The organism is Pantoea sp. IMH, from assembly GCF_000599885.1.
Lineage (GTDB): Bacteria > Pseudomonadota > Gammaproteobacteria > Enterobacterales > Enterobacteriaceae > Erwinia.
The window spans coordinates 60,802-86,058 of record NZ_JFGT01000006.1 but is presented as its reverse complement, the minus strand read 5'-3'; the positions used below and the strand labels follow the sequence as shown (position 1 = coordinate 86,058).

23 protein-coding genes are annotated in these 25,257 nt (G+C 55.8%); 9 read left to right on the top strand and 14 right to left on the bottom strand.

Features of this window, described 5'->3' with window-relative positions:
• Positions 1-135 precede the first annotated feature (135 nt).
• The gene (locus EA20_RS0114780) at positions 136-990 is read left to right on the top strand and encodes a manganese catalase family protein (RefSeq protein ID WP_024967565.1); all 855 of its coding nucleotides are present in this window, start codon (positions 136-138) and stop codon (positions 988-990) included.
• Positions 991-1,042: 52 nt separating this feature from the next.
• On the opposite strand, the gene EA20_RS0114775 is transcribed toward EA20_RS0114780, so the two are convergent.
• The 6 genes from EA20_RS0114775 to EA20_RS0114750 all read right to left on the bottom strand — a co-directional run bounded on the left by EA20_RS0114775 (position 1,043) and on the right by EA20_RS0114750 (position 7,896).
• Positions 1,043-1,492, bottom strand: a complete 450-nt coding sequence (locus EA20_RS0114775) for a DUF4385 domain-containing protein (RefSeq protein ID WP_024967564.1) — start codon at positions 1,490-1,492, stop codon at positions 1,043-1,045.
• Positions 1,493-1,581: 89 nt separating this feature from the next.
• On the bottom strand, positions 1,582-2,487 hold the full coding sequence (gene gsiD / locus EA20_RS0114770; protein WP_024967563.1) for a glutathione ABC transporter permease GsiD: 906 nt from the start codon (positions 2,485-2,487) through the stop codon (positions 1,582-1,584).
• 9 nt (positions 2,488-2,496) lie between these two features.
• On the bottom strand, positions 2,497-3,417 hold the full coding sequence (gene gsiC, locus EA20_RS0114765; protein ID WP_024967562.1) for a glutathione ABC transporter permease GsiC: 921 nt from the start codon (positions 3,415-3,417) through the stop codon (positions 2,497-2,499).
• 65 nt (positions 3,418-3,482) lie between these two features.
• Positions 3,483-5,021, bottom strand: a complete 1,539-nt coding sequence (gene gsiB, locus EA20_RS0114760; RefSeq protein ID WP_024967561.1) for a glutathione ABC transporter substrate-binding protein GsiB — start codon at positions 5,019-5,021, stop codon at positions 3,483-3,485.
• 42 nt (positions 5,022-5,063) lie between these two features.
• Complete coding sequence (gene gsiA, locus EA20_RS0114755; RefSeq protein WP_024967560.1) at positions 5,064-6,923, bottom strand: glutathione ABC transporter ATP-binding protein GsiA; 1,860 nt, start codon at positions 6,921-6,923, stop codon at positions 5,064-5,066.
• Positions 6,910-7,896 carry an isoaspartyl peptidase/L-asparaginase gene (locus EA20_RS0114750; protein ID WP_024967559.1) on the bottom strand — a complete coding sequence of 329 codons (987 nt, stop codon included), beginning with the start codon at positions 7,894-7,896 and terminating at the stop codon, positions 6,910-6,912. Before EA20_RS0114750 ends, gsiA begins: the two co-directional genes overlap by 14 nt.
• A 251-nt stretch (positions 7,897-8,147) precedes the next feature.
• Here EA20_RS0114750 and moeA point away from each other — a divergent pair, with 251 nt between their 5' ends.
• On the top strand, positions 8,148-9,380 hold the full coding sequence (moeA, locus tag EA20_RS0114745) for a molybdopterin molybdotransferase MoeA (RefSeq protein ID WP_024967558.1): 1,233 nt from the start codon (positions 8,148-8,150) through the stop codon (positions 9,378-9,380).
• 2 nt (positions 9,381-9,382) lie between these two features.
• Positions 9,383-10,141, top strand: a complete 759-nt coding sequence (moeB, locus tag EA20_RS0114740) for a molybdopterin-synthase adenylyltransferase MoeB (protein ID WP_024967557.1) — start codon at positions 9,383-9,385, stop codon at positions 10,139-10,141.
• Positions 10,142-10,294: 153 nt separating this feature from the next.
• Here moeB and EA20_RS0114735 read toward each other — a convergent pair whose 3' ends face one another.
• The 7 genes from EA20_RS0114735 to ompX form a co-directional block, all read right to left on the bottom strand.
• On the bottom strand, positions 10,295-11,887 hold the full coding sequence (locus EA20_RS0114735) for an ABC-F family ATPase (protein ID WP_038381696.1): 1,593 nt from the start codon (positions 11,885-11,887) through the stop codon (positions 10,295-10,297).
• 303 nt (positions 11,888-12,190) lie between these two features.
• Positions 12,191-13,696 (bottom strand): efflux transporter outer membrane subunit, encoded by a 1,506-nt coding sequence (locus tag EA20_RS0114730; RefSeq protein ID WP_038381720.1) that lies wholly within the window; start codon positions 13,694-13,696, stop codon positions 12,191-12,193.
• Positions 13,697-13,739: 43 nt separating this feature from the next.
• Positions 13,740-15,308, bottom strand: a complete 1,569-nt coding sequence (locus EA20_RS0114725) for a DHA2 family efflux MFS transporter permease subunit (protein ID WP_024967554.1) — start codon at positions 15,306-15,308, stop codon at positions 13,740-13,742.
• Positions 15,305-16,453 (bottom strand): efflux RND transporter periplasmic adaptor subunit, encoded by a 1,149-nt coding sequence (locus tag EA20_RS0114720; protein ID WP_024967553.1) that lies wholly within the window; start codon positions 16,451-16,453, stop codon positions 15,305-15,307. Before EA20_RS0114720 ends, EA20_RS0114725 begins: the two co-directional genes overlap by 4 nt.
• Positions 16,454-16,570: 117 nt before the next feature.
• Positions 16,571-17,686, bottom strand: a complete 1,116-nt coding sequence (locus EA20_RS0114710) for an SLC13 family permease (RefSeq protein WP_024967552.1) — start codon at positions 17,684-17,686, stop codon at positions 16,571-16,573.
• 26 nt (positions 17,687-17,712) lie between these two features.
• Positions 17,713-18,165: a manganese-binding transcriptional regulator MntR gene (mntR, locus tag EA20_RS0114705; protein WP_024967551.1), complete on the bottom strand. Its 453-nt coding sequence runs from the start codon at positions 18,163-18,165 to the stop codon at positions 17,713-17,715.
• A gap of 449 nt (positions 18,166-18,614) precedes the next feature.
• The gene (ompX, locus tag EA20_RS0114695) at positions 18,615-19,127 is read right to left on the bottom strand and encodes an outer membrane protein OmpX (RefSeq protein WP_024967550.1); all 513 of its coding nucleotides are present in this window, start codon (positions 19,125-19,127) and stop codon (positions 18,615-18,617) included.
• Between the two features lie 362 nt (positions 19,128-19,489).
• Here ompX and rhtA point away from each other — a divergent pair, with 362 nt between their 5' ends.
• The 6 genes from rhtA to glnQ all read left to right on the top strand — a co-directional run bounded on the left by rhtA (position 19,490) and on the right by glnQ (position 24,116).
• The gene (gene rhtA, locus EA20_RS0114690; protein ID WP_024967549.1) at positions 19,490-20,383 is read left to right on the top strand and encodes a threonine/homoserine exporter RhtA; all 894 of its coding nucleotides are present in this window, start codon (positions 19,490-19,492) and stop codon (positions 20,381-20,383) included.
• A gap of 371 nt (positions 20,384-20,754) precedes the next feature.
• Positions 20,755-21,258: a DNA starvation/stationary phase protection protein Dps gene (gene dps / locus EA20_RS0114685; protein ID WP_024967548.1), complete on the top strand. Its 504-nt coding sequence runs from the start codon at positions 20,755-20,757 to the stop codon at positions 21,256-21,258.
• An 85-nt stretch (positions 21,259-21,343) separates the two neighbouring features.
• Positions 21,344-21,610 (top strand): DksA/TraR family C4-type zinc finger protein, encoded by a 267-nt coding sequence (locus EA20_RS0114680; RefSeq protein ID WP_024967547.1) that lies wholly within the window; start codon positions 21,344-21,346, stop codon positions 21,608-21,610.
• A gap of 296 nt (positions 21,611-21,906) precedes the next feature.
• Positions 21,907-22,653: a glutamine ABC transporter substrate-binding protein GlnH gene (gene glnH, locus EA20_RS0114675; protein ID WP_024967546.1), complete on the top strand. Its 747-nt coding sequence runs from the start codon at positions 21,907-21,909 to the stop codon at positions 22,651-22,653.
• 84 nt (positions 22,654-22,737) lie between these two features.
• A complete protein-coding gene (gene glnP / locus EA20_RS0114670) occupies positions 22,738-23,397 on the top strand; it encodes a glutamine ABC transporter permease GlnP (protein WP_024967545.1) in 660 nt (219 codons plus the stop codon).
• A complete protein-coding gene (gene glnQ / locus EA20_RS0114665; protein ID WP_024967544.1) occupies positions 23,394-24,116 on the top strand; it encodes a glutamine ABC transporter ATP-binding protein GlnQ in 723 nt (240 codons plus the stop codon). Before glnP ends, glnQ begins: the two co-directional genes overlap by 4 nt.
• 143 nt (positions 24,117-24,259) lie before the next feature.
• Here the strand turns inward: glnQ and rlmF are convergent, their stop codons facing one another.
• On the bottom strand, positions 24,260-25,192 hold the full coding sequence (gene rlmF / locus EA20_RS0114660) for a 23S rRNA (adenine(1618)-N(6))-methyltransferase RlmF (RefSeq protein ID WP_024967543.1): 933 nt from the start codon (positions 25,190-25,192) through the stop codon (positions 24,260-24,262).
• Positions 25,193-25,257: the final 65 nt, after the last annotated feature.

Below are 25,257 nucleotides of genomic sequence, written 5' to 3'. Positions count from 1 at the left end.
AACCACGAAACAATCACTCTCATCAGGCTGTGATTCGTCCCAAAATGAGAATCTTTCGTATTCCCCTTCCATTTTTTTCAAATTCTACCAGGCTTATTGCGTTGTTGAACTAACGTAACCTGCCAGGAGGAGTTTATGTTTCATCATTCTTCGAAACTGCAATACCCGGTAAAAGTTGACAAGCCCGATCCCGAATTCGCCATGCTGTTACAGCAGGCTATTGGTGGCGTCGAAGGGGAAATACGTGTCGCTATGCAATATTTTTTCCAGGCCATGGGGACGCGCGGCGATCCAAGAATTAAGGATCTGCTGATTTCCACTGCCACTGAAGAGCTGGCTCACATTGAGATGCTGGGCCATGCTGTTGCCCTCAACCTTGAAGGCGCGCCGCTCTCTTATCAGGAAGAGTCAGCAAAAGACCCGGTCGTTAACGCCATTCTTGGCGGTATGAACCCGCGCCACGTTCTCTCATCAGGACTGGCAGCCATGCCGGTTAATGCTAACGGCATGTCGTTTGATATGAGCCATATCTATGCCTCCGGCAACGTTGCCGCAGATATGCTGGCGAACGTCACGGCGGAATCCACCGGTCGGGTGCTGGCGACGCGACTTTATAATCTGACGGAAGATAAAGGGATGAAAGATTTTCTCTCTTTCCTTATTGCCCGCGACACCATGCATCAGCAGCAGTGGCTGGCAGTGATCGAGGAAATGGGCGGCATTGCGGCTTCTATGCCTATCCCGAACAGTTTCCCGCGGTCCGATGAAGCGCAGGAGCACGCATATTATTGTCTGAACACCTCGCTGGATAAGCCCTTGCCGAAAGGCCGCTGGAGTGAAGGCCCAGCATACGATGGCGTGGGTCAGTTTACCGCGAAAGAACAACCCGACATTCTTGGACAGGAGCCGAACCTCGGCCCCGCCAGACCTGGTTCAGGGGCACAGAAAGAACAAATATCGTCTGACGGCGCCGATGCGCTGAAAAAATAATCTTTGTGGCAAGGCCGCTTAATTGCGGCCTTTTAAAGATTATCCGGTTGGATCAGCCATATTTCGCCTGATGCTTTTTCTTGCGGTCAAGGTAGTCTTTATCCTCGCGGATTTTATCCCACTCGGCCTTAAAGATGGCCGCCGCTGCCGCTTTTTCCTCATTCAGTATCCGGGGAAGTTCCTCCCGGTTTTCATCATATTTCCGCCCGCCTTTATGGTTGGCGTAGCGCCTGGCGCGGGTGTAGCCCATCTGAATAAACTTTCGCGCCATATCCATGCCGACAAAATCGTCGCTGGCGCGGTAGGTTTCAAACAGCTTCATGATTTCGGCCGCAGAGGTTTTGGCTATCTCCACCGTTTTAAACCGCCAGTGGGGGAGAATCTCACTCTTATAAGGCTCCACCATCAGCACGCCCTGCTCTCCCCGGCCCACCTGGTAACGCTCAGGATGCTGTCGGAAATCGATGGTTTTAAAATCCTGCTGATAATCGAATTCTTTCACCCTTTATCCTCCTGTCAAAACAGTCAGTCTGGCACAGAACAGGCGAGGCTGCGCCTGCGCAAAGCAGACGCAGGGGAAAGCGCTATTCGCTAACTCTTCAGTTTCGGGTCGAGCGCATCGCGCAGGCCATCACCCAGCAGGTTGAAGGCCAGCACCGTCAGAAAAATTGCCAGGCTCGGGAAAATCGCCACGTGGGGCGCCATAACCATATCCGCCCTCGCCTCGTTCAGCATCGCGCCCCATTCCGGCGTGGGCGGCTGGGCGCCAAGCCCCAGGAACGACAAACTGGCCGCGGTAATAATCGACGTGCCGATGCGCATCGTAAAATAGACCACGATCGACGAGAGCGTTCCCGGCAAAATATGACGCAGCACAATGGTCAGATCCGGCACGCCGATGCTGCGGGCTGACTCAATATAGGTCATCTGTTTCAGCACCAGCGTATTGCCGCGTACCAGCCTTGCAAACGCCGGAATGCTGAAGATAGCGACCGCAACGATGACGTTGGACATGCCTGTCCCCATTATCGCCACCACGGCAATTGCCAGCAGGATGCCCGGAAAGGCAAAGAGCACGTCGCTGATGCGCATGATGATACGATCCCACCAGCCCTGATAATAGCCTGCCAGCAGGCCCAGCACCGTCCCTGTAGCGGCACCTATCGCCACTGACACAAAGCCTGAAATCAGCGACAGGCGGGTGCCGAGCAGCACACGGCTGAAGATGTCCCGGCCCAGTGAATCCACGCCAAACCAGTGCATCGCCGACGGCCCTTCCGTCAGCCGGTCGTAGTCAAAATAGTTTTCAGCATCGAACGGCGCGATCCAGGGCGCAAACACCGCCACGATAATCAGCAGCAGTACAAAAAGCCCGGAGATCATCGCCACCGGCTGGCGGCGAAAACGTCGCCAGAATTCATGCCAGGGCGTGCGCACGCGATGGGGATTTACCGTTGGCATGGCGGCAAGCGCCGCGTTACGTCGCCAGTTTTTCATCGCGGGTCCTTATTTGTAGCGTATCGCCGGATTGATGGCGGCATACAGCAGATCGACAATCAGATTGATGAGGATAAACTCCAGCGAAAAAAGCAGCACTTCCGCCTGGACGACCGGATAGTCACGCATTGCCACGGAATCCACCAGCAGCCGGCCCAACCCGGGCCAGTTGAACACCACTTCCACCACAATAGAGCCGCCCAGCAGAAAGCCGAACTGCAACCCCATCATGGTCACCACCGGGATCATCGCGTTGCGCAAGCCATGTTTTACCACCACCAGCGTTTCGCGCACGCCTTTCGCTCTGGCAGTTCGCATGTAATCTTCCTGCATCACCTCGACAAAGGAAGCGCGGGTAAAGCGGGCCATGATGGCCGCCACTGCCGCCCCTAACGTAATGGAAGGAAGGATGTAGTGCTGCCAGCTGTCAGCGCCCACCGTCGGCAGCCAGCCCAGCTCAACGGAGAAGACCTGCATCAGCAGCATGCCAAGGGCAAACGCGGGAAATGAAATGCCAGAAACCGCCAGCGTCATGCCCAGCCGGTCAGGCCAGCGGTTGCGCCAGACGGCAGAGACAATCCCGATAGCCATGCCGAAGATCACCGACCAGACCATACTGCTCAGCGTCAGCCACAGCGTGGGTAAAAAACGGGCGGCAATCTCTTCGGAAACCGGACGCCGGGATACCATCGAATAGCCAAAGTCGCCCTGCAGCGCGTTAATCATATAGTGCCAGAATTGCTGTAACATCGGCCGGTCCAGGCCGAGCTGCTCGCGCACCATCGCCACTACCGTTGCATCTGCTTCCGGCCCGGCAATCAGGCGTGCCGGATCGCCCGGCAGCATATGCACAAACAGGAACACCAGCACGGCGACAATCAGCAGCGTGGGGATCAGCCCCAGTAAACGTCGGAGAAAGTAATTAAGCATGCGTTTTCCTGCGCGTCACACAGCCGCGCCTCCCTGAATGAGAGGCGCAGGCCTTTGAAGCGGCGTTACTTCAGATCGGCTTCATCAAAGCTGAACGAGGTGTCCGGCATAACATAAAAACCCGTCAGGTTTTTTGTGTTTGCCGAGACCAGTTTTTCCACCACCAACGGTATCCACGGACGATCCTGCCAGATGCGGTCCTGGGCATCTTTATAGAACGCCGCTTTTTTCTCGCTGTCAGTAGTGTTCAGCGCATCGGTCAGATCTTTATCCACCTGCGGATTGCTGTAAAAGGCGGTGTTAAAAATCGTCGGTGGCCAGGACTGAGTGGCAAACAGCGGCGTCAGCGCCCAGTTGGCTTCGCCGGTGGAAGCGGACCAGCCGGTATAGAACATGCGCACGCCGCTCTCTTTCTGGCCTTTATCCTCCACTTCCGCCGCCCGCTGGCCTGCATCCATCGCGGTAACTTTCACCTTAATGCCGACCTGAGCGAGCTGCTGCTGGGTGAACTGCAACACTTTCTGCGCGGTGCTGTGATTGTGTGACGACCAGAGTGTGGTGGTAAAACCGTTCGGGTAACCTGCTTCCTTCAGCAGTTCGCGCGCCTTCGCCGGATTGTATTCCTGGGCCGGATAGCTCTGCGAGTACTGGATCGCTGGCGGCACAATGCCGGTAGCCGGTGTGGCATAACCGGCAAACGCCACTTTAACCAGAGCCTGACGATTGATGGCGTAGCTGAGCGCTTCACGTACCTTCACATTATCAAACGGTTTTTGCGTGACGTTAAGGCTGATGTAGCGCTGCATAATAGAAGGCGACGTGACCAGATCCAGCCTGGGGTTTTTCTCCAGCAGCCTGGCCTGCTCGTAGGGAATGGGAAAAGCCAGGTTGGCCTCTCCGGTTTGCAGCATCGCTGCCCGGGTGTTGTTATCGACCACCGGACGCCAGGTAATGGTATCAAGTTTCGGATACCCTTTTTTCCAGTAGCCGGCAAATTTCTTCACCTTCACAAAGTCCGTCTGGTTCCAGGTTTCCAGTTCGTAAGGGCCGGTGCCCACAGGATGGAAGCCGATATCCTTGCCATACTTTTTCAGCGCGGCCGGTGAAATCATCGCTGCCGCCGGGCTGGCCAGGGTGTTGATAAAGGCGGAAAACGGCTGCTTCAGCGTGATTTTTACCGTGCTGGGATCGAGGACTTCCGTGCTATCAACCGACTTAAACAGGTTATACCGTTTAAGATGATTATCCGGATTGCTGGCGCGATCGAGGTTGACCTTGACCGCCTCCGCATTAAAGTCGCTGCCGTCCTGAAATGTAATGCCGCTGCGCAGCTTAATGGTATAGGTCAGCCCATCCGGGCTGGCTTCATAGCTTTCTGCCAGCACGTTAACCAGCTTCATCTCTTTATCGAAGCCAAACAGCCCCTGATAAAACGATTTCGCGACCGCCTGCGACAGCGTATCGTTGGCGTCATAAGGATCGAGCGTGGTGAAATTGGACCCTACCGCTATCACCGCATCCTTCGCCGCCCAGGCGGGAACGGCAGCGATGCTGCCCAGCAGTCCGACGGTCAACAGCATCTTACGTTTTTGATGATTTCTCATTATGCGTTCCTCTCCTGTAAACCCTTTTTGTGATGCAACAGTTCAGGCACCGCCGATAGCATGGCGGGCAACGTAGTGTCCGGCGCCCACTTCAACCAGCTGAGCCACTTCAGGTTCCTCTCCCAGCGTGCGGATCGGGCTGGGAATTTCGTCAACCAGTAGCGCTCTTTCCCGCCGGCGATGACTGGGATCGGCGACGGGAACGGCTGACATCAGCTTGCGCGTATAGGCATGCTGAGGATTTTCAAAAACCGCCTGCCGCGGGCCAATTTCCACGATCTGCCCAAGATACATCACCGCCACGCGGTGACTGATCCGCTCCACCACCGCCATATCATGAGAAATAAACAGAAAGGCGATGCCGAACTCGCGCTGTAAATCCAGCATAAGATTGATGATTTGCGCCTGGATGGAGACATCCAGCGCGGAAACGGATTCGTCGGCAATAACCACTTTCGGATTGAGCGCCAGCGCACGGGCAATACAGATACGCTGACGCTGGCCGCCCGAGAATTCGTGGGGATAGCGGCGGGCATGTTCGGGCAGCAGCCCCACCCGCTCCAGCAGCCAGTCGACGCGCGCCTGTGCTTCGCGTCCCTTTGCGATGCCGTGCACCAGTAACGGCTCCATAATGGAGAAGCCCACCGTCAGCCGGGGATCGAGGGAAGCGTAAGGGTCCTGGAAAATAAACTGGATATCGCGCCGTAAATGCGAGAGCGCCGCACCCGAAAGCGTGTCAATCCGCTGGCCGTTAAAGGTGATTGTACCGCCCTGGCTTTCGACCAGCCGCAGCAGTGAACGGCCGGTCGTGGATTTACCGCAGCCGGACTCACCCACCAGCGCCAGCGTTTCGCCCGGCCAGAGATCGAAGCTGACTTTTTCCACGGCGTGAACGCGCCGGGTTACGCGGTTGAGAATGCCGCTGCGGATATCGAACCGCGTGACCAGATCGCGCACCTGAAGCACCGGCGCTGCCTCTGTCGCAACGGTGTTCTGCGTCTGTGACACCTCATCTGAGGTCGTCTGACCCGGCAGTGGGAATCGCGCCGGGAAAGGCTTGCCGGTCATGGCGCCCAGCTTTGGCACGGCGGCCAGCAGCGCCCGGGTATATTCCTGCTGAGGCGCCTGGAATATTTTTTCGACAGTACCGGTTTCTACCACATCCCCGCGATACATTACCTGCACGCGATCGGCCATTTCCGCCACCACGCCCATATCGTGAGTGATAAAAATCACGCCCATCTGCATCTCTTTTTGCAGCACCCGGATTAGCTGGAGGATCTGCGCCTGAATAGTCACGTCAAGCGCCGTGGTGGGTTCGTCGGCAATCAGCAGCGCCGGACGACAGGAAAGCGCCATCGCGATCATCACCCGCTGACGCATTCCGCCAGAGAGCTGATGGGGAAAACGTGACAGGACATTTTTCGCTTCCGGAATACGCACCAGATCCAGCATCCGTTCGGCTTCCTTCAGCGCCTCACGATGGCTTTTCCCCTGATGCAGACGGATCGATTCGGCGATCTGTTCACCGACGGGAAAGACCGGGTTCAGGGATGTCATCGGTTCCTGAAAAATCATCGCCATATCGGCGCCGCGGATGCGGCGCAGTTGGGAAGGCCTGGCGCTGGCGAGATCGATAAGCTGATTGTTCCGCCGTCTCAGCCACATCTCACCGCTGTCAATGCATCCGCCCCCCTGTTCAACCAGCCGCATCAGCGCCAGTGAGGTGACCGACTTACCGGAGCCGGACTCACCCACAATGGCAACCGTTTCGCCCCGCTGCACTTCCAGCGACAGATTTCTCACCGCCTGAACGATTTCCCCTTCCTGGCGGAAGCTGACGCTCAGGTTTCTCACCGCCAGCACTTGGCCTTCTGGCATCTCCGGATCAGCTATTGTCATCCATACGCCCCCGATCTTCGCGATAAATCCCCACGTTCGGTGCATCACCCACGTAGCCATAACCGCGATACATCCCTTCGCTGTTAAAAGGCAGCGCCACATTCCCCTCGCGATCGACGGCAATGGCGCCCCCGCTGCCGCCCAGCACCGGGATTTTTTCCATTATCACGCGCTCGCTGGCCTCTTTTAACGACAGCCCGCCATACTCCATCAGCGCAGCGATATCGTAAGCCGCCAGCGTCCGCATAAAGACTTCTCCCGTACCGGTACAGGAGACCGCGACATTGGCGTTATTGGCATAGCAACCCGCCCCGATAATTGGCGAGTCGCCGACGCGCCCGGCCTGTTTGTTGGTCATACCGCCGGTCGAGGTTGCCGCCGCGAGGTTACCCGCCAGATCAAGCGCAACGGCCCCAACAGTGCCAAACTTATGGTCTGGGTCGATCGGATCACCAGAAACCTTTGCTTCACCATCATGATCGAGCAGTGTCTGGTCGGTGCTGAGCGCGCGGTGAAGCTGTTCACGGCGCTCCGCGGTAGAGAAGAAGTCAGGAGAGACCTGCTCAAGATTATGCGCGGCGGCAAAGGCTTCTGCGCCTTCACCGATAAAAAGGAGATGCGGGCTTTTTTCAAGCACCGCCAGCGCCGCCAGCACCGGATTGCGGATACGGCTGACGCCCGCGACGGCACCCGCTTCCAGAGTGCGGCCATCCATCACGCAGGCGTCAAGCTCATGCGTCTCCTGATGCGTGAAAACGGCGCCCTTTCCCGCATTGAATAGCGGGCATTCTTCGAGCAGACGTACCGCTTCGGTGACAGCCTCCAGCGCGCTACCGCCCGCAGCGAGAATTGCCTGTCCCTGGCTCAGGATATCTGAAAGGGCCTGAATATAATGCTGCTCTTTTTCAGGCTGCATGTTCGCGCGGGTAATCGCGCCCGCACCACCGTGTATAGCGATAACCGCTCTGACCATAATCTTTTATCCTGAAGGGCAAATCAGCATGAAAAACACTGAGTTAGAATGATTTCAATCGGTTCAGACACGTTTTTGACTATAGGCAGGCTGTAAAGTGATGTAAAGGAGAATGTTAACAAGTTGACTACGGGCGGAAAACGCATTGCCGTGCCACAGGCGGTTTTCGTGACCGCAAAGGCAATTCACGCCATAATAGCGCCATCTGATTTTAACGCCTGCCCCTCAATCCGGGCATGCCGGAGACTTTTATGGAATCCTTTACTGCGGGACTGATCTCCCTCGACGATGCGCTGGCAGCCATGCTGGAGCAAATTACCCCTGTAACCGAAACCGAAACGCTGCCAATCACCGCAGCGGCGGGCCGCATTACGGCTTCAGAGGTGATCTCTCCGCTGAATGTGCCGCCTTTCGCCAACTCCGCCATGGATGGGTACGCTGTACGCCTGGCCGATCTTCACAACGAACCGCTGGCGATAGCCGGTAAGGCTTTCGCCGGTGCGCCTTATCGCGGCGACTGGCCCGCAGGTAGCTGTATCCGCATTATGACCGGTGCACCGGTTCCCGAAGGAACAGAGGCGGTTGTCATGCAGGAAGAAACGGAACTTGTGGGTGACAAAATCCGTATCGTTGCCGCTGTGAACGCCGGACAGAACATCCGGCTTCCCGGTGAGGATATCCAGCAAGGCGCTGGCGTGCTCAGCGCAGGTATCCGCCTGGGCGCGGCGGAGCTGCCACTGCTGGCCTCGCTCGGCATTGCCGACGTCGAGGTACGCCGCAAGCTGAAGGTCGCCATCTTCTCGACCGGCGACGAACTCCAGCCCGTCGGCCAGCCGCTGGCAGACGGACAGATTTATGACACGAACCGCTTCGCGGTGCGGCTGATGCTCGACAAACTGGGTTGTGAAACGATCGATCTGGGCATTATCCGCGACGATCCTGCGGCATTGCGGGCCGCTTTTGAACGGGCGGACAGCCTGGCGGATGTGGTGATCAGCAGCGGCGGCGTTTCCGTTGGCGAGGCGGATTACACCAAACAGATGCTGGAGTCGCTGGGGGAAGTCGCCTTCTGGAAGCTGGCGATCAAACCCGGCAAACCTTTCGCCTTTGGCCGCCTCAGTCAGAGCTGGTTCTGCGGCCTGCCGGGAAATCCCGTTTCCGCCGCACTGACCTTCTATCAGCTGGTTCAGCCCCTGCTGGCGAAGCTCGCCGGACTGCCAGGCACGACGTTACCTCCCCGTCAGCGGGTAAAAGTGACGGAAAAACTCAAAAAGTCACCGGGCAGGCTCGATTTCCAGCGCGGTATTCTGTCGCGCAATGCCGGAGGAGAGCTTGAGGTACGCAGTACCGGCGCACAGGGATCGCATGTTTTCAGCTCCTTCAGCCAGGCGAACTGTTTTATCGTTCTTGAGCGTGAGCGCGGCAGCGTTGCACCAGGCGAATGGGTCGAGGTGGAGCCCTTTAACTCGCTGCTGGAGGGGTAACCATGCTGCCGGAACTCAGCGACGAAGAGATGCTGCGCTACAACCGTCAGATTGTGCTGCGCGGTTTTGACTTTGAAGGCCAGGAGCAATTGAAAGCCTCGAAAGCGCTAATCCTGGGCCTCGGTGGCCTCGGCTGTGCCGCCAGCCCTTACCTGGCCTCGGCCGGTACAGGCCATCTGACCCTGGTTGATTTCGACGAGGTTTCCCTCTCCAATTTACAGCGTCAGACGCTGCACGGCGATGCCCAGCTCGGTATGGCAAAGGTGGCGTCTGCCCGTCAGCGGCTGGCGGCCATCAATCCGCATATCACGCTTGAGGCCATCAACGCGCAGCTTGACGATCGGGCGCTGGGCGAGCTGGTCGCCGGGCATGATGTGGTACTGGACTGCACTGATAATGTGGCAACGCGGGAACAGCTCAATCGTCTCTGCTTTACGCATAAAACGCCGCTGGTGTCCGGCGCCGCCATTCGTATGGAAGGACAGATCGGCGTCTTTACCTGGCTGGATACGCAGCCCTGCTATCGCTGTATCAGCCGGCTCTTCGGTGATAGCACGCTGAGCTGCGTCGAAGCGGGCGTGATGGCACCGCTGGTGGGCGTGATTGGATCGCTGCAGGCGATGGAGGCGATTCGGATATTGACGCGTTATGGCAGCAGCAGCGCGGGCAAACTGCTGATGTACGACGCGATGACCCTGCAGTTCCGGGAAATGAAAGTCGCCAAAGATCCGGCCTGCGAAGTCTGCGGCCAGTCTGCCTGATCGGGCAGTGACAGAGCGGGGTTTCTTTCAGGAAAACGTCTGATAAAGGACGGGACTGACATTATCTGGTAAATGGTTCACGTCATTGCTGACGCTGTTCGTTCTCAGCCAGATATACAGATAAAAAAAGGGAGCGTTTCCGCTCCCTGTTCATCAGGAGATGCCCTGGCTGCGAAGGTAATCTTCGTAGTTGCCGGTGAAGTCCTTGAGCTTGCCCGGCGACATTTCAATCACGCGGGTGGCGAGCGAGCTGACGAATTCGCGGTCGTGCGAGACGAAAATCAGCGTGCCTTCATACATCTCCAGCGCCATGTTCAGCGCCTCAATCGATTCCATATCAAGGTGGTTGGTCGGCTCATCCATGATCAGCACGTTCGGTTTTTCCATCATCAATTTACCGAACAGCATCCGGCCTTTCTCACCACCAGAAAGCACTTTGGCGGGCTTTTTGATATCGTCCTGGCTGAACAGCAGGCGGCCCAGAATACTGCGAACCGCCTGCTCATCATCGCCTTCCTGCTTCCACTGGCTCATCCAGTCGAAGACCGTCAGGTCGTTGGCAAAATCATGCGCGTGATCCTGCGCATAGTAGCCGATGCGCGCGTTTTCGGACCACTTCACCGTGCCGTTATCGGGTTCCAGCTCGCCCACCAGCGTTTTCAGCAGCGTGGTTTTACCGATACCGTTCGGCCCGAGGATAGCCAGCTTTTCGCCTACTTCCAGCAGCAGATCGAGGTTCTTAAACAGCGGTCCCTGATCAAATCCTTTGGTCAGCGCTTCCAGACCCAGCGCGTTACGGAACAGTTTTTTATCCTGCTCGAAGCGGATAAACGGGTTCTGACGGCTGGAGGCCTTCACCTCTTCCAGCTTGATTTTGTCTATCTGCTTCGCACGGGAGGTCGCCTGACGCGACTTGGAGGCGTTGGCGCTGAAGCGGCTGACGAAGGATTGCAGTTCGTTAATCTGCGCCTTCTTCTTGGCGTTATCAGAAAGCAGACGCTCGCGTGCCTGGGTGGCCGCCGTCATATATTCGTCGTAGTTACCCGGATAAACGCGCAGTTCGCCGTAATCCAGATCGGCCATATGAGTACAGACCATGTTCAGGAAGTGACGGTCGTGGGAGATGATAATCATGGTGCTGTTACGCTCGTTCAGCACCTGCTCCAGCCAGCGAATGGTATCAATGTCCAGGTTGTTCGTCGGCTCATCAAGCAGCAGAATTTCAGGGTTAGAGAAGAGCGCCTGCGCCAGCAGGACACGCAGCTTCCAGCCCGGCGCCACTTCACTCATCGGGCCGTAATGCTGCTCCAGCGGAATGCCCACGCCCAGCAGCAGCTCACCCGCACGGGCTTCGGCGGTGTAGCCATCCATTTCGCCATACTTGACTTCCAGATCGGCCACTTTATAGCCATCTTCTTCGCTCATCTCAGGCAGCGCATAGATGCGGTCGCGTTCTTCTTTCACTTCCCACAGCTCGCCGTGGCCCATGATGACCGTATCCAGCACGGTGTACTGCTCAAAGGCGAACTGATCCTGGCGCAGCTTACCGATACGCTCGTTCGGATCGAGAGAGACGTTGCCGGCTGAGGGCACAAGATCGCCGCCCAGGATTTTCATAAAAGTGGATTTGCCGCTACCGTTAGCGCCAATCAGACCGTAGCGGTTGCCGCCGCCAAATTTGACAGAGATGTTTTCGAACAGCGGCTTACTGCCAAACTGCATGGTGACGTTGCTGGAAACTAGCACAGGATTGCCTTTCGTTTGCGATGTGGGAGTGTGAATCAGCGCGCATTATGCCAAAAAAAAGGGGCGGCGAATACACCACCACCCCTGTGTGTTACTGCGCGTTCTTTCTGTGGCGTTTCAGCTTACCCTCCTGAGCGCTATCTGGTGGGTTTCCTCACCGTTGAGCGGCCAGTTGTAACGTCAGCCTTTTCAGTTTGCAAGCCTGTGGTTGCCAGGCCAGAGCTTACGTTTATACACCAGCGGGGCGTAGAAGCCCTGCCCTGCCGGTACGGTTAACTGAAGACATAGCCGCCAGCATTACTGTTATTGAACCGCACTTTCCGCTGGGCCAAAAACCGGGAATTCAGGCAGCTTCACGCTCTGATAAGGTTCCCAGCCACCGCCCAGCGCTTTGTAAAGCGCCACCAGATCCAGACTGCACTGAACGCTGGCCGTGGCGGCCTGCTGCTTTGCCTGAGCCAGCTGACGCTGCGCATCCAGCGCGTCGATAAATGAAGAGAGCCCTTTGGTATAGCTGTCGTTCGCCAGATCGAAGGCGTTCTGCATTGCTTCCACGGTGCGGTTTAGTTCCTCCGATCGCTGCTGATCGGTACGGTAGCTAATCAGCGCATTCTCCACATCCTGCAGGGCCGTTAATACCGTCTGGCGATAGTTAAGCGCCGCGCTGGCCTGCTCCGCCCTGGCGAGCTTGATGCCGGAAACCAGCCTGCCGCCCTGAAACAGCGGAAGGGAGATCGCGGGGCCGAAGCTGTAAAAGTGGCTGCTCCAGTTATCCAGATAGCTGACGTCGGTGTTACGCATGCCAAACTGACCGGTCAGTGAAAGATCGGGGAAAAGTTGCGCAACCGAGACGCCGATACTGGCCGTTGCCGCATGCAGCTGAGCTTCTGCCGCCCGGACGTCGGGCCGGCGGCGGGCCAGCGTGGACGGTAATCCGACCGGCACCACCTCCGGCAGCGGCGGCAATGGCCGGCTGGCTGTCAGTTCCGCATCCAGCGCGCCCGGCGGCTTGCCGATCAGAACGGCCAGTCCGTTCATCGCCTGGCGTATCTGCGCCTGATACTGCGGCAGCTGTGCTTTCAGCGAACTGAGCTGGGCGCGGGCATTCTCCACATCGAGCTGTGGAGAGAGTCCATTACGTTGTCTGCTCTGGGTCAGTTCGAGCGTCTGCTGTGCCACCTCAATTTGCGTACCGAGCGTCTCAACAATTGACTGAGCGCCGCGCAGTTGCAGATAAGTTCGGGCGACTTCCGCTTCCAGTGATACCAGCGCGTCGTGACGGTTTTCGATGCTCTGCTGCTGCTGCGCGCCCGCCATTTCAACCTGTCGACGTACTTTACCCCAGAGATCCAGCTCCCAGGCGGCATCAAAACTGCCCTGATAAAGCGTGACCGGCTGCGAGAGGCCGTCCAGCGCCGAACGCAGCTCTGGATCCACGCTGTCCACCTGGTCATAGATACCGTTCGCTTCCAGCGCGCCTTTCACGCCCAGCTGCTGGCGGGTGGCGGACACATTCCCGTTCACTGACGGAAACCAGGCGCCGCGAGCCTGGTTAAGCTGCTGACGCGATCCCGCAATACGCAGTACCGCCTGCTGGAGGGTTAAGTTACCGGCAATAGCGCGATCGATCAGGCTGTTCAGCTGAGGATCGTTGAATGTCCGCCACCAGTCCGGGCTGGTCTGTGCAGCCAGAGGCCGGGAGCCTTCCTGCGACTGCATCGCGTTAAAGGCCGCAGGCGTGGACGGCACGGATCGCTGATAGTCTGGCCCGACCGAACAGGCCGACAGGGCGAGCGTAACGGCCAGCATCAGTCCGCATCGCGAACGCGTTAATAAAGGAGAAACGTTCATGTCAGTGTGCTCCTGCACTGCCCTCGCTCTTAATCGGCGCAAGCAGTAGGCAAAAAGGAATCAGGATCAGCGCAACGATGCTCAACCCCATAAAGACGTCGATATAAGCGAGAATACGCGCCTGCGCGATCATCTCTCTGTAGATCTGCCCCGTTGCGAGGGTGACCGGATCGCCAACCATCGTGGAGAAATCTCTGACCGCCTGCGCCCAGCGCTCAACGGTAAGCGTGAACTGCTCATTCAGCGGCGACATGTTATGCACCATATGCGCGCTGTGTACCTGCTCCCTTTCGGTAATCATCGCCGTGGAGAGCGAAATGCCGACCGATCCTGCCACGTTACGGCACATGGTAAAAAGCGCGGAGGCATCGGCATTCAGCCGCTGCGGGATAGTGACAAAGGCGATGGTGGTGAGCGGGACGAACAGGAAGCCCAGCCCGATGGTTTGCGCGCTGCGCATTAATACCAGCGTGGTGAAATCGACATCAGGTGTCAGCGTCGCAGAATAAAGGAATGAGACAAACAGGCAGGTAAAGCCGAAGGCGATAATCCAGCGCGTTTGTACCACCGGCATCAGTTTAAGCACCAGCGGGATAGAGAGCACGATCAGGATCGCGCCGGGCGAAAGCACCAGCCCTGACCAGGTGGCGGTATAGCCTAAATCCTGCTGCGCCAGCTGCGGAATCACTACCGAACTGCCGTAAAGAATCGCGGCCATCCCTGCCATCAGTACGCTGGCGACGGCAAAGTTACGATCTTTCAGACAGTGCAGATCGACTACCGGCTTTTTCGCATAGAGCAGCCAGTACACCGCCCCAACCAGCCCGATCGCGGTCAGGATGGCAAAGGTTACGATAAAGCTGGAATTGAACCAGTCATCATCTTCACCCCGATCCAGCATTACCTGAAGACAGCCCAGCCCAAGCGTGATCAGGCTGATGCCGATATAGTCGATGCTCAGCTTATCTTTTGCCCACTTGCGCTCCCATGGCGGATCTTCCAGCAACTGATAGATGGCCAGTACGCTGAAAATACCGACGGGAATGTTAATAAAAAATACCCAGCGCCAGCTGTAGTTATCGGTAATCCAGCCACCGAGCGTTGGCCCCAGCACCGGGGCAACAATAATCGCGATAGAAGAGAGACCAAACGCCTTGCCGCGATCGGCAGGCTTAAAGTAGTCCAGCAGCACTGACTGCTGAACCGGCTGGAGACCGCCGCCAAAAAAGCCCTGCAGCACCCTGAATAAAATGATTTGCCAGAGTTCGGTAGCGATGCCGCAGAGAAACGAGCAGACGGTAAACATCACGATGCAGATCAGGAAAAACTGCTTACGGCCAAATACGCGGCTGAGAAAGGCTGAGATGGGCAACACAATGCCGTTCGCCACCAGATAGGAAGTCAAAACCCAGGTGGACTCGTCGTAGCTCGAGGAGAGCGAACCGGCCACGTGCGGCAGCGCGACGTTGACGATGGTGGTGTCCAGGATCTCCATAAACACCGCCAGCGTCACCGTCATCGCCACCAGCCAGGGGTTACTGGCCGGCTGCCAGCTCTGGCTTTGACTCATTTTACCGTTACCTTCGGCTCAACTGAGAGTCCCAGCGGCAGAGGCCGCTTGGGATCGAGGCCTTTATCTATCACGATTTTTACCGGCACCCGCTGCACAATTTTCACAAAATTGCCGGTGGCATTTTCCGCCGGGAAAGCGGAGAAACGAGAGCCAGTTCCCATCTGGATGCTGTCAACGTGCCCTTCCAGCTTCATCTCCGGCCAGGCATCAATACTTATCTCGACTTTATCGCCGGGGTTCATATGTTCAAGCTGGGTTTCTTTAAAATTGGCGATAATCCACACATCTGATGAAACCAGCGAAAACAGTGCCGATCCCGCCTGAACCAGCGTGCCTGGCTGCACATTGCGTTTGGTTACAAACCCGTCGTAAGGGGCCACGACCTGCGTATAGGAGAGGTTAAGATTTGCCGTATTAAGCTGCGCGCGCGCCTGTTCCACCTGCCGCTGACGGGCTTCCACATTCGTTTGCTGCTGCTGAATCTGTAACTGGATCTGCGAAGCGACTTCCACCTGCGCTTTCGCGCTTGCCAGTTCGGCCCGCGCGCTACGTAACTGCGCGTTGGCAGCATCAATATTGCGCTGCGAGGTGGCCCGCGGATCGACGCCGCGCTGACGTTTATAGTCCGCTTCGGCATTAAGCAAATTCGCTTCTGCCCGGGTCTGCTGAGCAAGAGCCTGATCTTTTTGCGCGGGATACTGCACCTTAGCCAGCGCGAGCGAGGCCTGAGCCTGATGGAGCTGCGCCTGCGCCAGCCCGAGCTGCGCCTGCGCCTGGTCACGCTGGGCAAGGCTGTCGCGGGGATCGATGACGACCAGCACATCGCCCTTTTTGACGCGCTGATTGTCTTTCACCCGCAGCCCGGTGACAAAACCGGAGGCTTTAGCAGCAATCGTGACCGCATTCGCTTCGGTAAAAGCATCATCTGTGGTTTCAATATTTCGGGTCGTCAGCCAGAACCAGAGCCCGATAAGAATCATTACCACCACCACCACAGCCAGAATGATCAAGGGCTTTTTTCCTGGCCGTTTACGTTCCGGTTGTTCCTGGCGATCGTTATCTTTTTGCGGCGGGGCGTCATGCTGGGTATCAGCCTGAGAACGCTGCTCATCCTCAGGCGTTGAAGTTGATTGATTAGCCATAGTTCTCATCAGGTTACGGCGGCCCCAGGCCGGGGTCGCAGGATTCACGCTGATATAACTTTAGGACGTAAACTGACAAATGCCAGCATTTCTTTACGAACCGGGCTAAGCGCGAATTCAGCCGGCATGCATGAGGATAAACAGTCCCCAGCCTACCCCTGTGGCCCATAGCAGCATCGGCAGGGAATAAAGATGAAAGTGCCACCAGATGCGGCGATCCTTCGCCATGCGCAGCGCGATAATATTGGCAAGCGATCCGGGCAGTAAACCGAAGCCGCCAATATTTACCGCCCAGGCCAGCAGCGTATTCGCAGGCAAAGTACTGAGCAGCAGGATAGTTGCAGGTACATTACTTATTAGCTGAGAGAGTCCGACGGCCAGGAGATAATGACCGCCCTGTGGCATCTCCGTCACTTGCTCAGGCAGGGACGCCAGCGCGGGTAAGCGGGTAAGAAGGAAAACATCGACAAACATGGCGATAAACACCAGCAGCAGACTCCAGTCCAGCTCAAGCAGAATACGGCGGGCCATAATCAGGAAGACGACGAAGATCGCCAGCATTCCCCACAGCGCCTGGTCCAGCTCCAGTGAAACCACAAAGAGCAGGTAAAGCAGCACGCTGGCTATCAGCAGAGGGCGCTGCCAGACGCTGGGATCCTGCTGGTCAGTCAGCGCGATGTGGCGACGGGGAAAACAGATAAACGTCAGCAGCATCAGGCTGCTTACCAGCGCAGCCGCCAGCGGTAACATCTGTCCGATAAACGCAATAAACCCCGCCTCACCCTGCCGCCAGAGAAGGATATTTTGTGGATTCCCCATCGGCGTCAGCAGCGAACCGGCATTAACCGCCAGCGCTTCGAAGATAATCAGGCGTGAAACGGGCAGCGCAGCATAGCGCCGCAGTGAGAGCGTCAGCGGCACCAGGATAAACAGCGCCACATCGTTGGTCAGAAAAGTAGACAGCAGCGCCGCCGCAAACGTCAGGAAAAGCGCCAGGCTGCGCTGATGGTGAAAATGCCTGACCAGGCGGCGGCCCACCGCGTCAAAATAGCCGCTGGTCTCAATCCCTTTCGTCAGCATCAGCAAACCGCACAGCGTGATGATGGTCGGCCAGTCAACTGCGGCAGGCAGTTCCCGCAGCGAAAAGGATGAGAAGCCTGCCAGCAGCAGACCCAGCAGGAGCAACAAATGCAGGAAGCGATCGTGCAGCAAAGGTCTGAACAGCTTGCCCATCAATGTTCACCGGAAGCGTAAGAGGTTTACTGGCGACTTTCGTAAAATTTCTGGAAAATAAGCAGCGTTTCATCGCTGACGTGATGCTCAAGACCTTCTGCATCCCGCCGCGCCGTATCCGGGCTGATGCCGAGCGCCAGCAAAAACGTTTCCACAATATAGTGTCGTTTGCGGCTCTCTTCCGCCAGCGCCTCGCCTTCCGGGGTCAGGAAAACCCCGCGATAAGGAACCTGTTCAACCAGCCCGACGGTCGCCAGGCGCTTCAGCATTTTGGCCACTGTCGGCTGGGAAACGCCCAGCCGCGCCGCCATATCAACCTGGCGCGCCTCGCCAAACTCCCTGATCAGGTCGGAAATCAGCTCAACATAATCATCAATCAGCTCGCGACGGTGTGCTTCACGTACCTGGCGAAAGCCTTCGACATGTTCTTCGATCTCTTTCAGTGGCGCAGGCACGGCACTCTTTGCGCGACGACTCATTCAACTTCCTCTTAATTAACACTAACGCGCGCTACTGCTGCATCAGTCTGTGGGTGACTCATTGTAAACGAAGCACGGGGAAGCACAAATTTTCGCGTAATAGCTCTGGCTACATAATATAGCCTGTGCTATATCTGATTATATTACGAACGTTTCTGGCAGAAATCACGCGCAATTATGCGGTAAAGGACCGGGAGACGTTATCTTTACTTGTGGTCTGGTTCTGAGCAACAGGCTGGCGCTACTGACCCGGATCGTCGATCGGGCGCGGGAGAATAAGATGAAAATATCACTGTTGCTGAAGCTGTTCTGCCGCTCTCCGTTTACGTTGCGGCTGATGCTGCTTGAGATGCTGACGCAAAAAAAACCGGTACAGTAATTCAGCCAAAAAAAATCCGCCCCTGAGGGCGGATTTTTTCTCTCTGCCAGACTGAGCTGGCAGGGGCAGCTTAGAAGCTGTAACCTACGCCAGCAATCCAGGTGCCGATGTCGGTGTTACGGATACGGCTCTGCTCGTAGCCAACGTCCAGTGCAACATTCTGCATTGGGTTGAACTGCAGGCCCGCACCGTAAGATACACCAACGTCGCTGGAATCTGATTTGTCACGAATGACAGTGTCGTTCTGCTGGAATTTGCCGTAGCCAATACCAACAACGCCGTAGATGCTTGCCCAGTCATTCAGACGGTAAGCAGGACCCGCGGTGATACCGTAGTACTGACCTTTATTATAGAGATCACCATCGGTACGATCTTTTTCGGTGTAGGTGAAAGAGCCGATCCAGCCCAGAGGATCGCTACCGTTTTCATAACGATACTTCAGGTTGAAACCGTTAGCTTTGTTCGCCACGCCCTGCATATCGCTTTGGGCATAACCACCGGTAACTGTGCTTTGCGCCATTGCGGAACCAGCAGAAACTGCCAGTACACAAGCCAGAGCTGAAAGACATGCAATTTTTTTCATAACCACCTCAAATGTGAAAGTACTTCTCTCCTGACAACGCTGAAAATATAACAAACCTTAGCCAGAAACTCTGCCCTGATTTTGTTGTCCAATACATTGTTTGGTGTAACAGAAGGTTAATGAAGCAATCTATGTCATTCATTTATCTTATTTTTCACGAGTTCCCCGCGCTGTGTTTTAATAATGTAAAAAATTGTTCATTGAGATAATTCTTAATTAATTCTGACGTTTCTTTACTTAATTGGCCCTGATTTCCACTTTTTTTCCCTTTTTTTGTGTCGCTCTCCGCTTTTTTATCCGCATTCCTTTAGACTGATCGCCACTGACTCACCTCTTCTGATGGATTACTAAGGCTGAACAGGATGTCTTCTTCAAAATCCCCCCTCTGGCTCCCTATTCTGGTCATCTTAATCGCCATGACTTCTATTCAGGGCGGTGCCGCGCTGGCGAAGACACTGTTTCCCGTGGTGGGCGCGCCCGGCATCACGGCGTTGCGTCTCGGGCTGGGTACGCTGATTCTCTGCGTCATCTTTAAACCCTGGCGGCTTCGCTTCAGTCGGGAGCAGTTGCTCCCCTTGCTGCTGTATGGCCTGGCGCTGGGCGGCATGAACTACACCTTTTATCTGGCGTTACGTACCGTGCCGCTGGGCGTCGCCGTTGCGCTGGAATTTACCGGTCCGCTGGCGCTGGCGCTGGCCAGTGCCCGCCGTCCACCCGATTTCCTCTGGGTGCTGCTGGCGCTTCTGGGCCTGTGGCTGCTGCTGCCGCTTGGGCAAACTATTTCTGGCGTGGATCCTACTGGTGCGATGCTGGCCGTGCTGGCCGGCGCTTTCTGGGCGCTCTATATTCTGACTGGCAAAAAAGCAGGTTCCGATCACGGTCCCGCCACCGTGGCGATGGGCTCACTGATCGCCTCGGTGATTTTTGTTCCACTTGGGCTGGCTTATGCCAGCAGCGGTATCTGGGATCTCTCTCTTATCCCCGTGGCGCTGGCTGTTGCCGTCCTTTCCAGTGCGCTGCCCTACTCGCTCGAAATGGTGGCGCTGACCCGCCTGCCGGCAAAGAGCTTTGGTACCCTGATGAGTCTTGAACCGGCAATGGCCGCGCTGTCAGGTATGCTGTTTTTAGGTGAGGTGTTGACGTTGATTCAGTGGCTCGGCCTGTTGGCGATTATTCTGGCCTCGGCTGGCGCCACCCTGACCTTACGTCCGGCAAAGCCCTCGGTGAAGCCGCTCCCCGATCGTCCTGAAGAGTGATGCTATAACAGTTTTGTCTGCCTGAAGGGCGGACGAAAACTAAGACGTTTTGCGAGGATTATTACTATTTTCAGTGAGACAGGCAGTAATATTTATTCACACAATTCAGTCAGCGCCATTTAATTACTGCGCCAGCCTGAAATTCAGCTGCTATTTAAACCGCGCACAAGAGAGTAGATGCGCTGTTTAGCGCGAAATATCAATCACTCTCATTTCGCTTTATTTATTTTACAGTGAATCCAGGCAGTTATTCTGGCAAGGCGCTTGCTATCTGACCAATAGGTAACATCTTTCCGGCAAAGTTCTTATCTGGTGCTATACTTATTTCCGTACTTAATTTAGGACAACCGACCATTAAGAGGATATTAATGATGAGTACCGCTAAACTGGTTAATACGAAATCTTCTGATCTGATTTACACCCGTAACGATGTGGCTGATGAAGATAAAAAAGCCACCATTGAGGTGTTGAATCGTCTGGTCACCGAATTTATTGATCTTTCTTTGATCACCAAACAAGCACACTGGAACATGCGTGGCGCCAACTTCATTGGTGTACACGAGATGCTGGATGGTTTCCGTACCGCCATCACCGATCATCAGGATACCATTGCAGAACGTGTGGTACAGCTGGGCGGCGTTGCGCTGGGTACGACTCAGGTCGTCAATGACAGAACGCCACTGAAAAGCTATCCGCTGAACATTCACAGCGTCCAGGATCACCTGAAAGCGCTGGCTGAGCGTTATGCCGTAGTTGCGAATGACACACGTAAAGCAATCAACGAAGTGGAAGATGAAGATACCGCCGATATCTTTACCGCCGCCTCGCGCGATCTGGACAAGTTCCTGTGGTTTATCGAAGCCAATATCGAATAAGTTTCTGAACCGCGCCAGGCGCGGTTTCAGCCATAATCAGGGAGCAGATGACGATTCATCTGCTCTTTTTATATGGGAGGTTTATATGGCAAGCGGATGGGCAAGCGATGACGCTGTACAGCAGCAAATAGACTCAACCATTGATGACGCCGTTTCCCGCGCCCGTAAAGCTGTTTACGATGGCGTGAGCGCGGAATATTGCGAGGAATGCGGTGAGCCGATCCCCGAAGCCCGCCGTAAAGCGTTGCCTGGCGTGCAGTATTGCGTACAGTGCCAGCAAAAACGAGACCAGCATCAGGCTGCCAGCACGCTTTACAACCGGCGCGGTAGTAAAGACAGCCAGCTGCGGTAGTTTTCATTTTTTTACTTAAAACTTAGATCTGTTTAACAGTTTTTTATCCTCTCCGGTTCCCTTCTCTTGTGTTTGCCAGCAGATTTGCTACAAAAACGGGTGCACCTTACTGGAACACCTGCACCATTTAAGCGCACCAATAAGGTGCATCACCTTCGAAAGCCTACCGCCTGCGGATTAAAATTGACTTAACGTGCTGTTTTTCTTACAGTCTGAAAACCTGGCATACTTTTTTCATATGGCTGCTGGCACCGATTCGGGCAAGACCCTTGTCCGACCGCAATAAGGATAAAATAATGAAGTCGATTGTTAAGTTTTCCCTCGCCGCACTGACGCTGGCATTTGCCGTCTCCGCCACTGCTGCAGAAAAAAAACTGGTCGTCGCTACCGATACCGCCTTCGTTCCTTTTGAATTCAAACAGGACGGCAAGTACGTCGGCTTTGATGTGGATCTCTGGGCCGCTATCGCGAAAGAGCTTAAGCTCGACTACACCCTGAAACCCATGGACTTCAGCGGAATTATTCCCGCCCTGCAAACCCGTAACGTCGATGTGGCGCTGGCGGGTATTACGATCACTGACGAACGTAAAAATGCGATCGATTTTTCCGATGGCTATTATAAAAGCGGTCTGCAGGTGATGGTCAGAGCCAATAATGACCAGGTCAAAAGCATTGCCGATCTCGACGGTAAAGTGGTGGCCGTGAAAAGCGGTACCGGCTCCGTTGATTATGCGAAAGAGCACATTAAATCGAAAGATCTGCGCCAGTTCCCGAATATCGACAACGCCTATATGGAACTGGGCACCAATCGCGCGGACGCCGTGCTGCACGATACGCCAAACATCCTTTACTTTATTAACACCGCAGGAAAAGGCCAGTTCAAAGCGGTAGGCGATTCACTGGAAGCTCAGCAGTACGGTATTGCTTTCCCGAAAGGAAGCACCGAACTGCGTGAAAAAGTGAACGGCGCACTGAAAACGCTGCGTGAGAACGGCACCTACAATACCATTTATAAAAAATGGTTCGGCACCGAGCCTAAATAACCTTTTATTGTCCTTTACGCGGGTGATTGTTTTCGCCCGCGTTTTTCACACCCACCAAACGGGTTTTGATCCGGAGAAATAATAATGCAGTTTGACTGGAGCGCCATCTGGCCATCTATCCCGGCCCTGCTTGAGGGCGCCCGACTGACCCTGTGGATTTCCATTCTCGGTCTCGCTGGCGGCCTGATTATCGGCCTGGTTGCCGGCTTCGCCCGCGCTTACGGTGGCTGGCTGTCACGGAATATTGCGCTGGTCTTTATCGAGTTAATCCGCGGTACGCCCATTGTGGTCCAGGTGATGTTTATCTACTTCGCCCTGCCGATGGCATTTAACGATTTGCGTATCGACCCTTTCAGCGCGGCGGTGGTCACTATTATGATCAACTCCGGCGCCTATATTGCAGAAATCACCCGCGGAGCCGTGCTCTCTATCCATAACGGCTTTCGCGAAGCCGGTCTGGCGCTGGGCCTTTCCCGTCGCGAAACGCTACGCTACGTGATTATGCCGCTGGCGCTGCGCCGTATGCTGCCGCCGCTGGGCAATCAGTGGATTGTCAGCATCAAGGATACTTCCCTGTTTATCGTTATCGGCGTGGCCGAACTGACCCGTCAGGGACAGGAAATTATTGCCGGTAACTTCCGCGCGCTGGAAATCTGGAGCGCCGTGGCCGTTATCTATCTGTTTATTACGCTGGTGCTGAGCTTTGTTCTGCGTCGCCTTGAAAGAAGGATGAAAATCCTGTGATTGAATTTAAAAACGTTTCCAAACATTTTGGCCAGACGCAGGTTCTGCACAATATCGATCTCACCATCAATCAGGGTGAAGTGGTGGTGATTATCGGCCCTTCCGGTTCCGGTAAATCCACGCTGCTGCGCTGTATAAACAAACTGGAAGAGATTACCAGCGGTGATCTGATCGTTGACGGCCTGAAAGTTAACGATCCTAAAGTGGACGAACGCCTTATCCGCCAGGAAGCTGGCATGGTTTTCCAGCAGTTCCACCTGTTCCCGCAGATGAACGCGCTGGATAACGTGGCGTTCGGGCCGATCCGCGTGCGCGGCACGGCGAAGGCGGAAGCCCATCGTCTGGCACATGAACTGCTGGGCAAAGTGGGACTGGCCGAACGTGCGCACCATTTCCCTTCAGAACTGTCCGGTGGGCAGCAGCAGCGTGTTGCGATCGCCCGTGCGCTGGCGGTAAAACCGAAAATGATGCTGTTTGATGAGCCAACCTCCGCCCTCGACCCTGAACTGCGTCACGAAGTCCTGAAAGTGATGCAGGATCTGGCGGAAGAAGGAATGACGATGGTGATTGTGACGCACGAAGTGGGCTTCGCGAAGAAGGTCGCATCTCGCCTGATCTTTATTGATAAGGGCCGCATTGCGGAAGATGGTCACCCTGATGAGCTGATTGATAATCCGCCCAGCCCGCGCCTGCGCGAATTTCTCCAGCACGTCTCCTGATCCTCACAGGGCGAACGTCTGTTCGCCCTGCTTTTCCAGCTAAACACGCAAACCGCTGTGACTCTTCCTGTCCGCCCCTACGTCCTGATCGATGCTGAGTTCGGCCTCGCAACAGAAGAACAGGCGCGCTGGCGGGTCAAGGGCTAACGGCGGCCCAGCTGGCGTTCACGGGCTGGTTTATCCATAAAGCTCCAGGCGATAAACCGACTCTGCTTCTGGCCCTGTGCCATATTCACGGTGCGTACGACGACGGCACCGGCCTCTTCCAGCGCGCGCCACAACTCGGGCAGATTCTCTTTACGGGAAACCAGTGAGGTGAACCAGACGCACTGACGTGCAAAGGTGATGCTCTCGGTTATCATCCGGCTGATAAAGGCTTTTTCGCCGCCTTCGCACCAGAGCTCATCCTGCTGACCGCCAAAGTTCAGTGGCGCGTTCTTATCCAGACCGAGATTACGCACTTTACGCTGGCTGCCCTGCCGAGCTTCACTGGCAGAGGCGTGGAACGGTGGGTTGCAGATGACCGCGTGGTACTGCTCATTTTTATGGATGATTCCCTGAAAAATCGCCTGCGGATCTTTCTGACGACGCAGGCGAATACCGCGGTTCAGGCCCGGATTGGCCGCAATAATGGCATTTGCCGCGCGCATCGCTTCTTCGTTAACTTCACTCCCGGTAAAGCGCCAGCCATATTCACGATAGCCGATCAGCGGATAGATGCAGTTGGCGCCGCAGCCGATATCCAGGACGGTCAGATCCTGAGGCAGCCGGCCCTGATTATCTTCCGCCAGCAAATCGGCCAGGTGATGGATATAATCGGCGCGTCCTGGTACAGGCGGGCAGAGAAATCCATCGGGGATCGTCCATTGTTCGATCTGATAAAAATGTTTCAGCAGCGCCTGATTAAGGGTTCTTACCGCAGCAGGATCGGCGAAATCAACGGACTCATCGCCGTATTGATTGACCGCCACACAGGCCGCCAGCGGTGGATGACTCGCGATAAGCGCGGGGAAATCGTAGCGTCCGCGATGGCGGTTGCGGGGATGAAGGGAATGTTTTTCGGCGGAATTTTTCATGGGCGGCTCTCTTGTCTGAAGGCGCGTAAGATACCTGCTGCGGTAAAGATCGTAAACAATTCCCG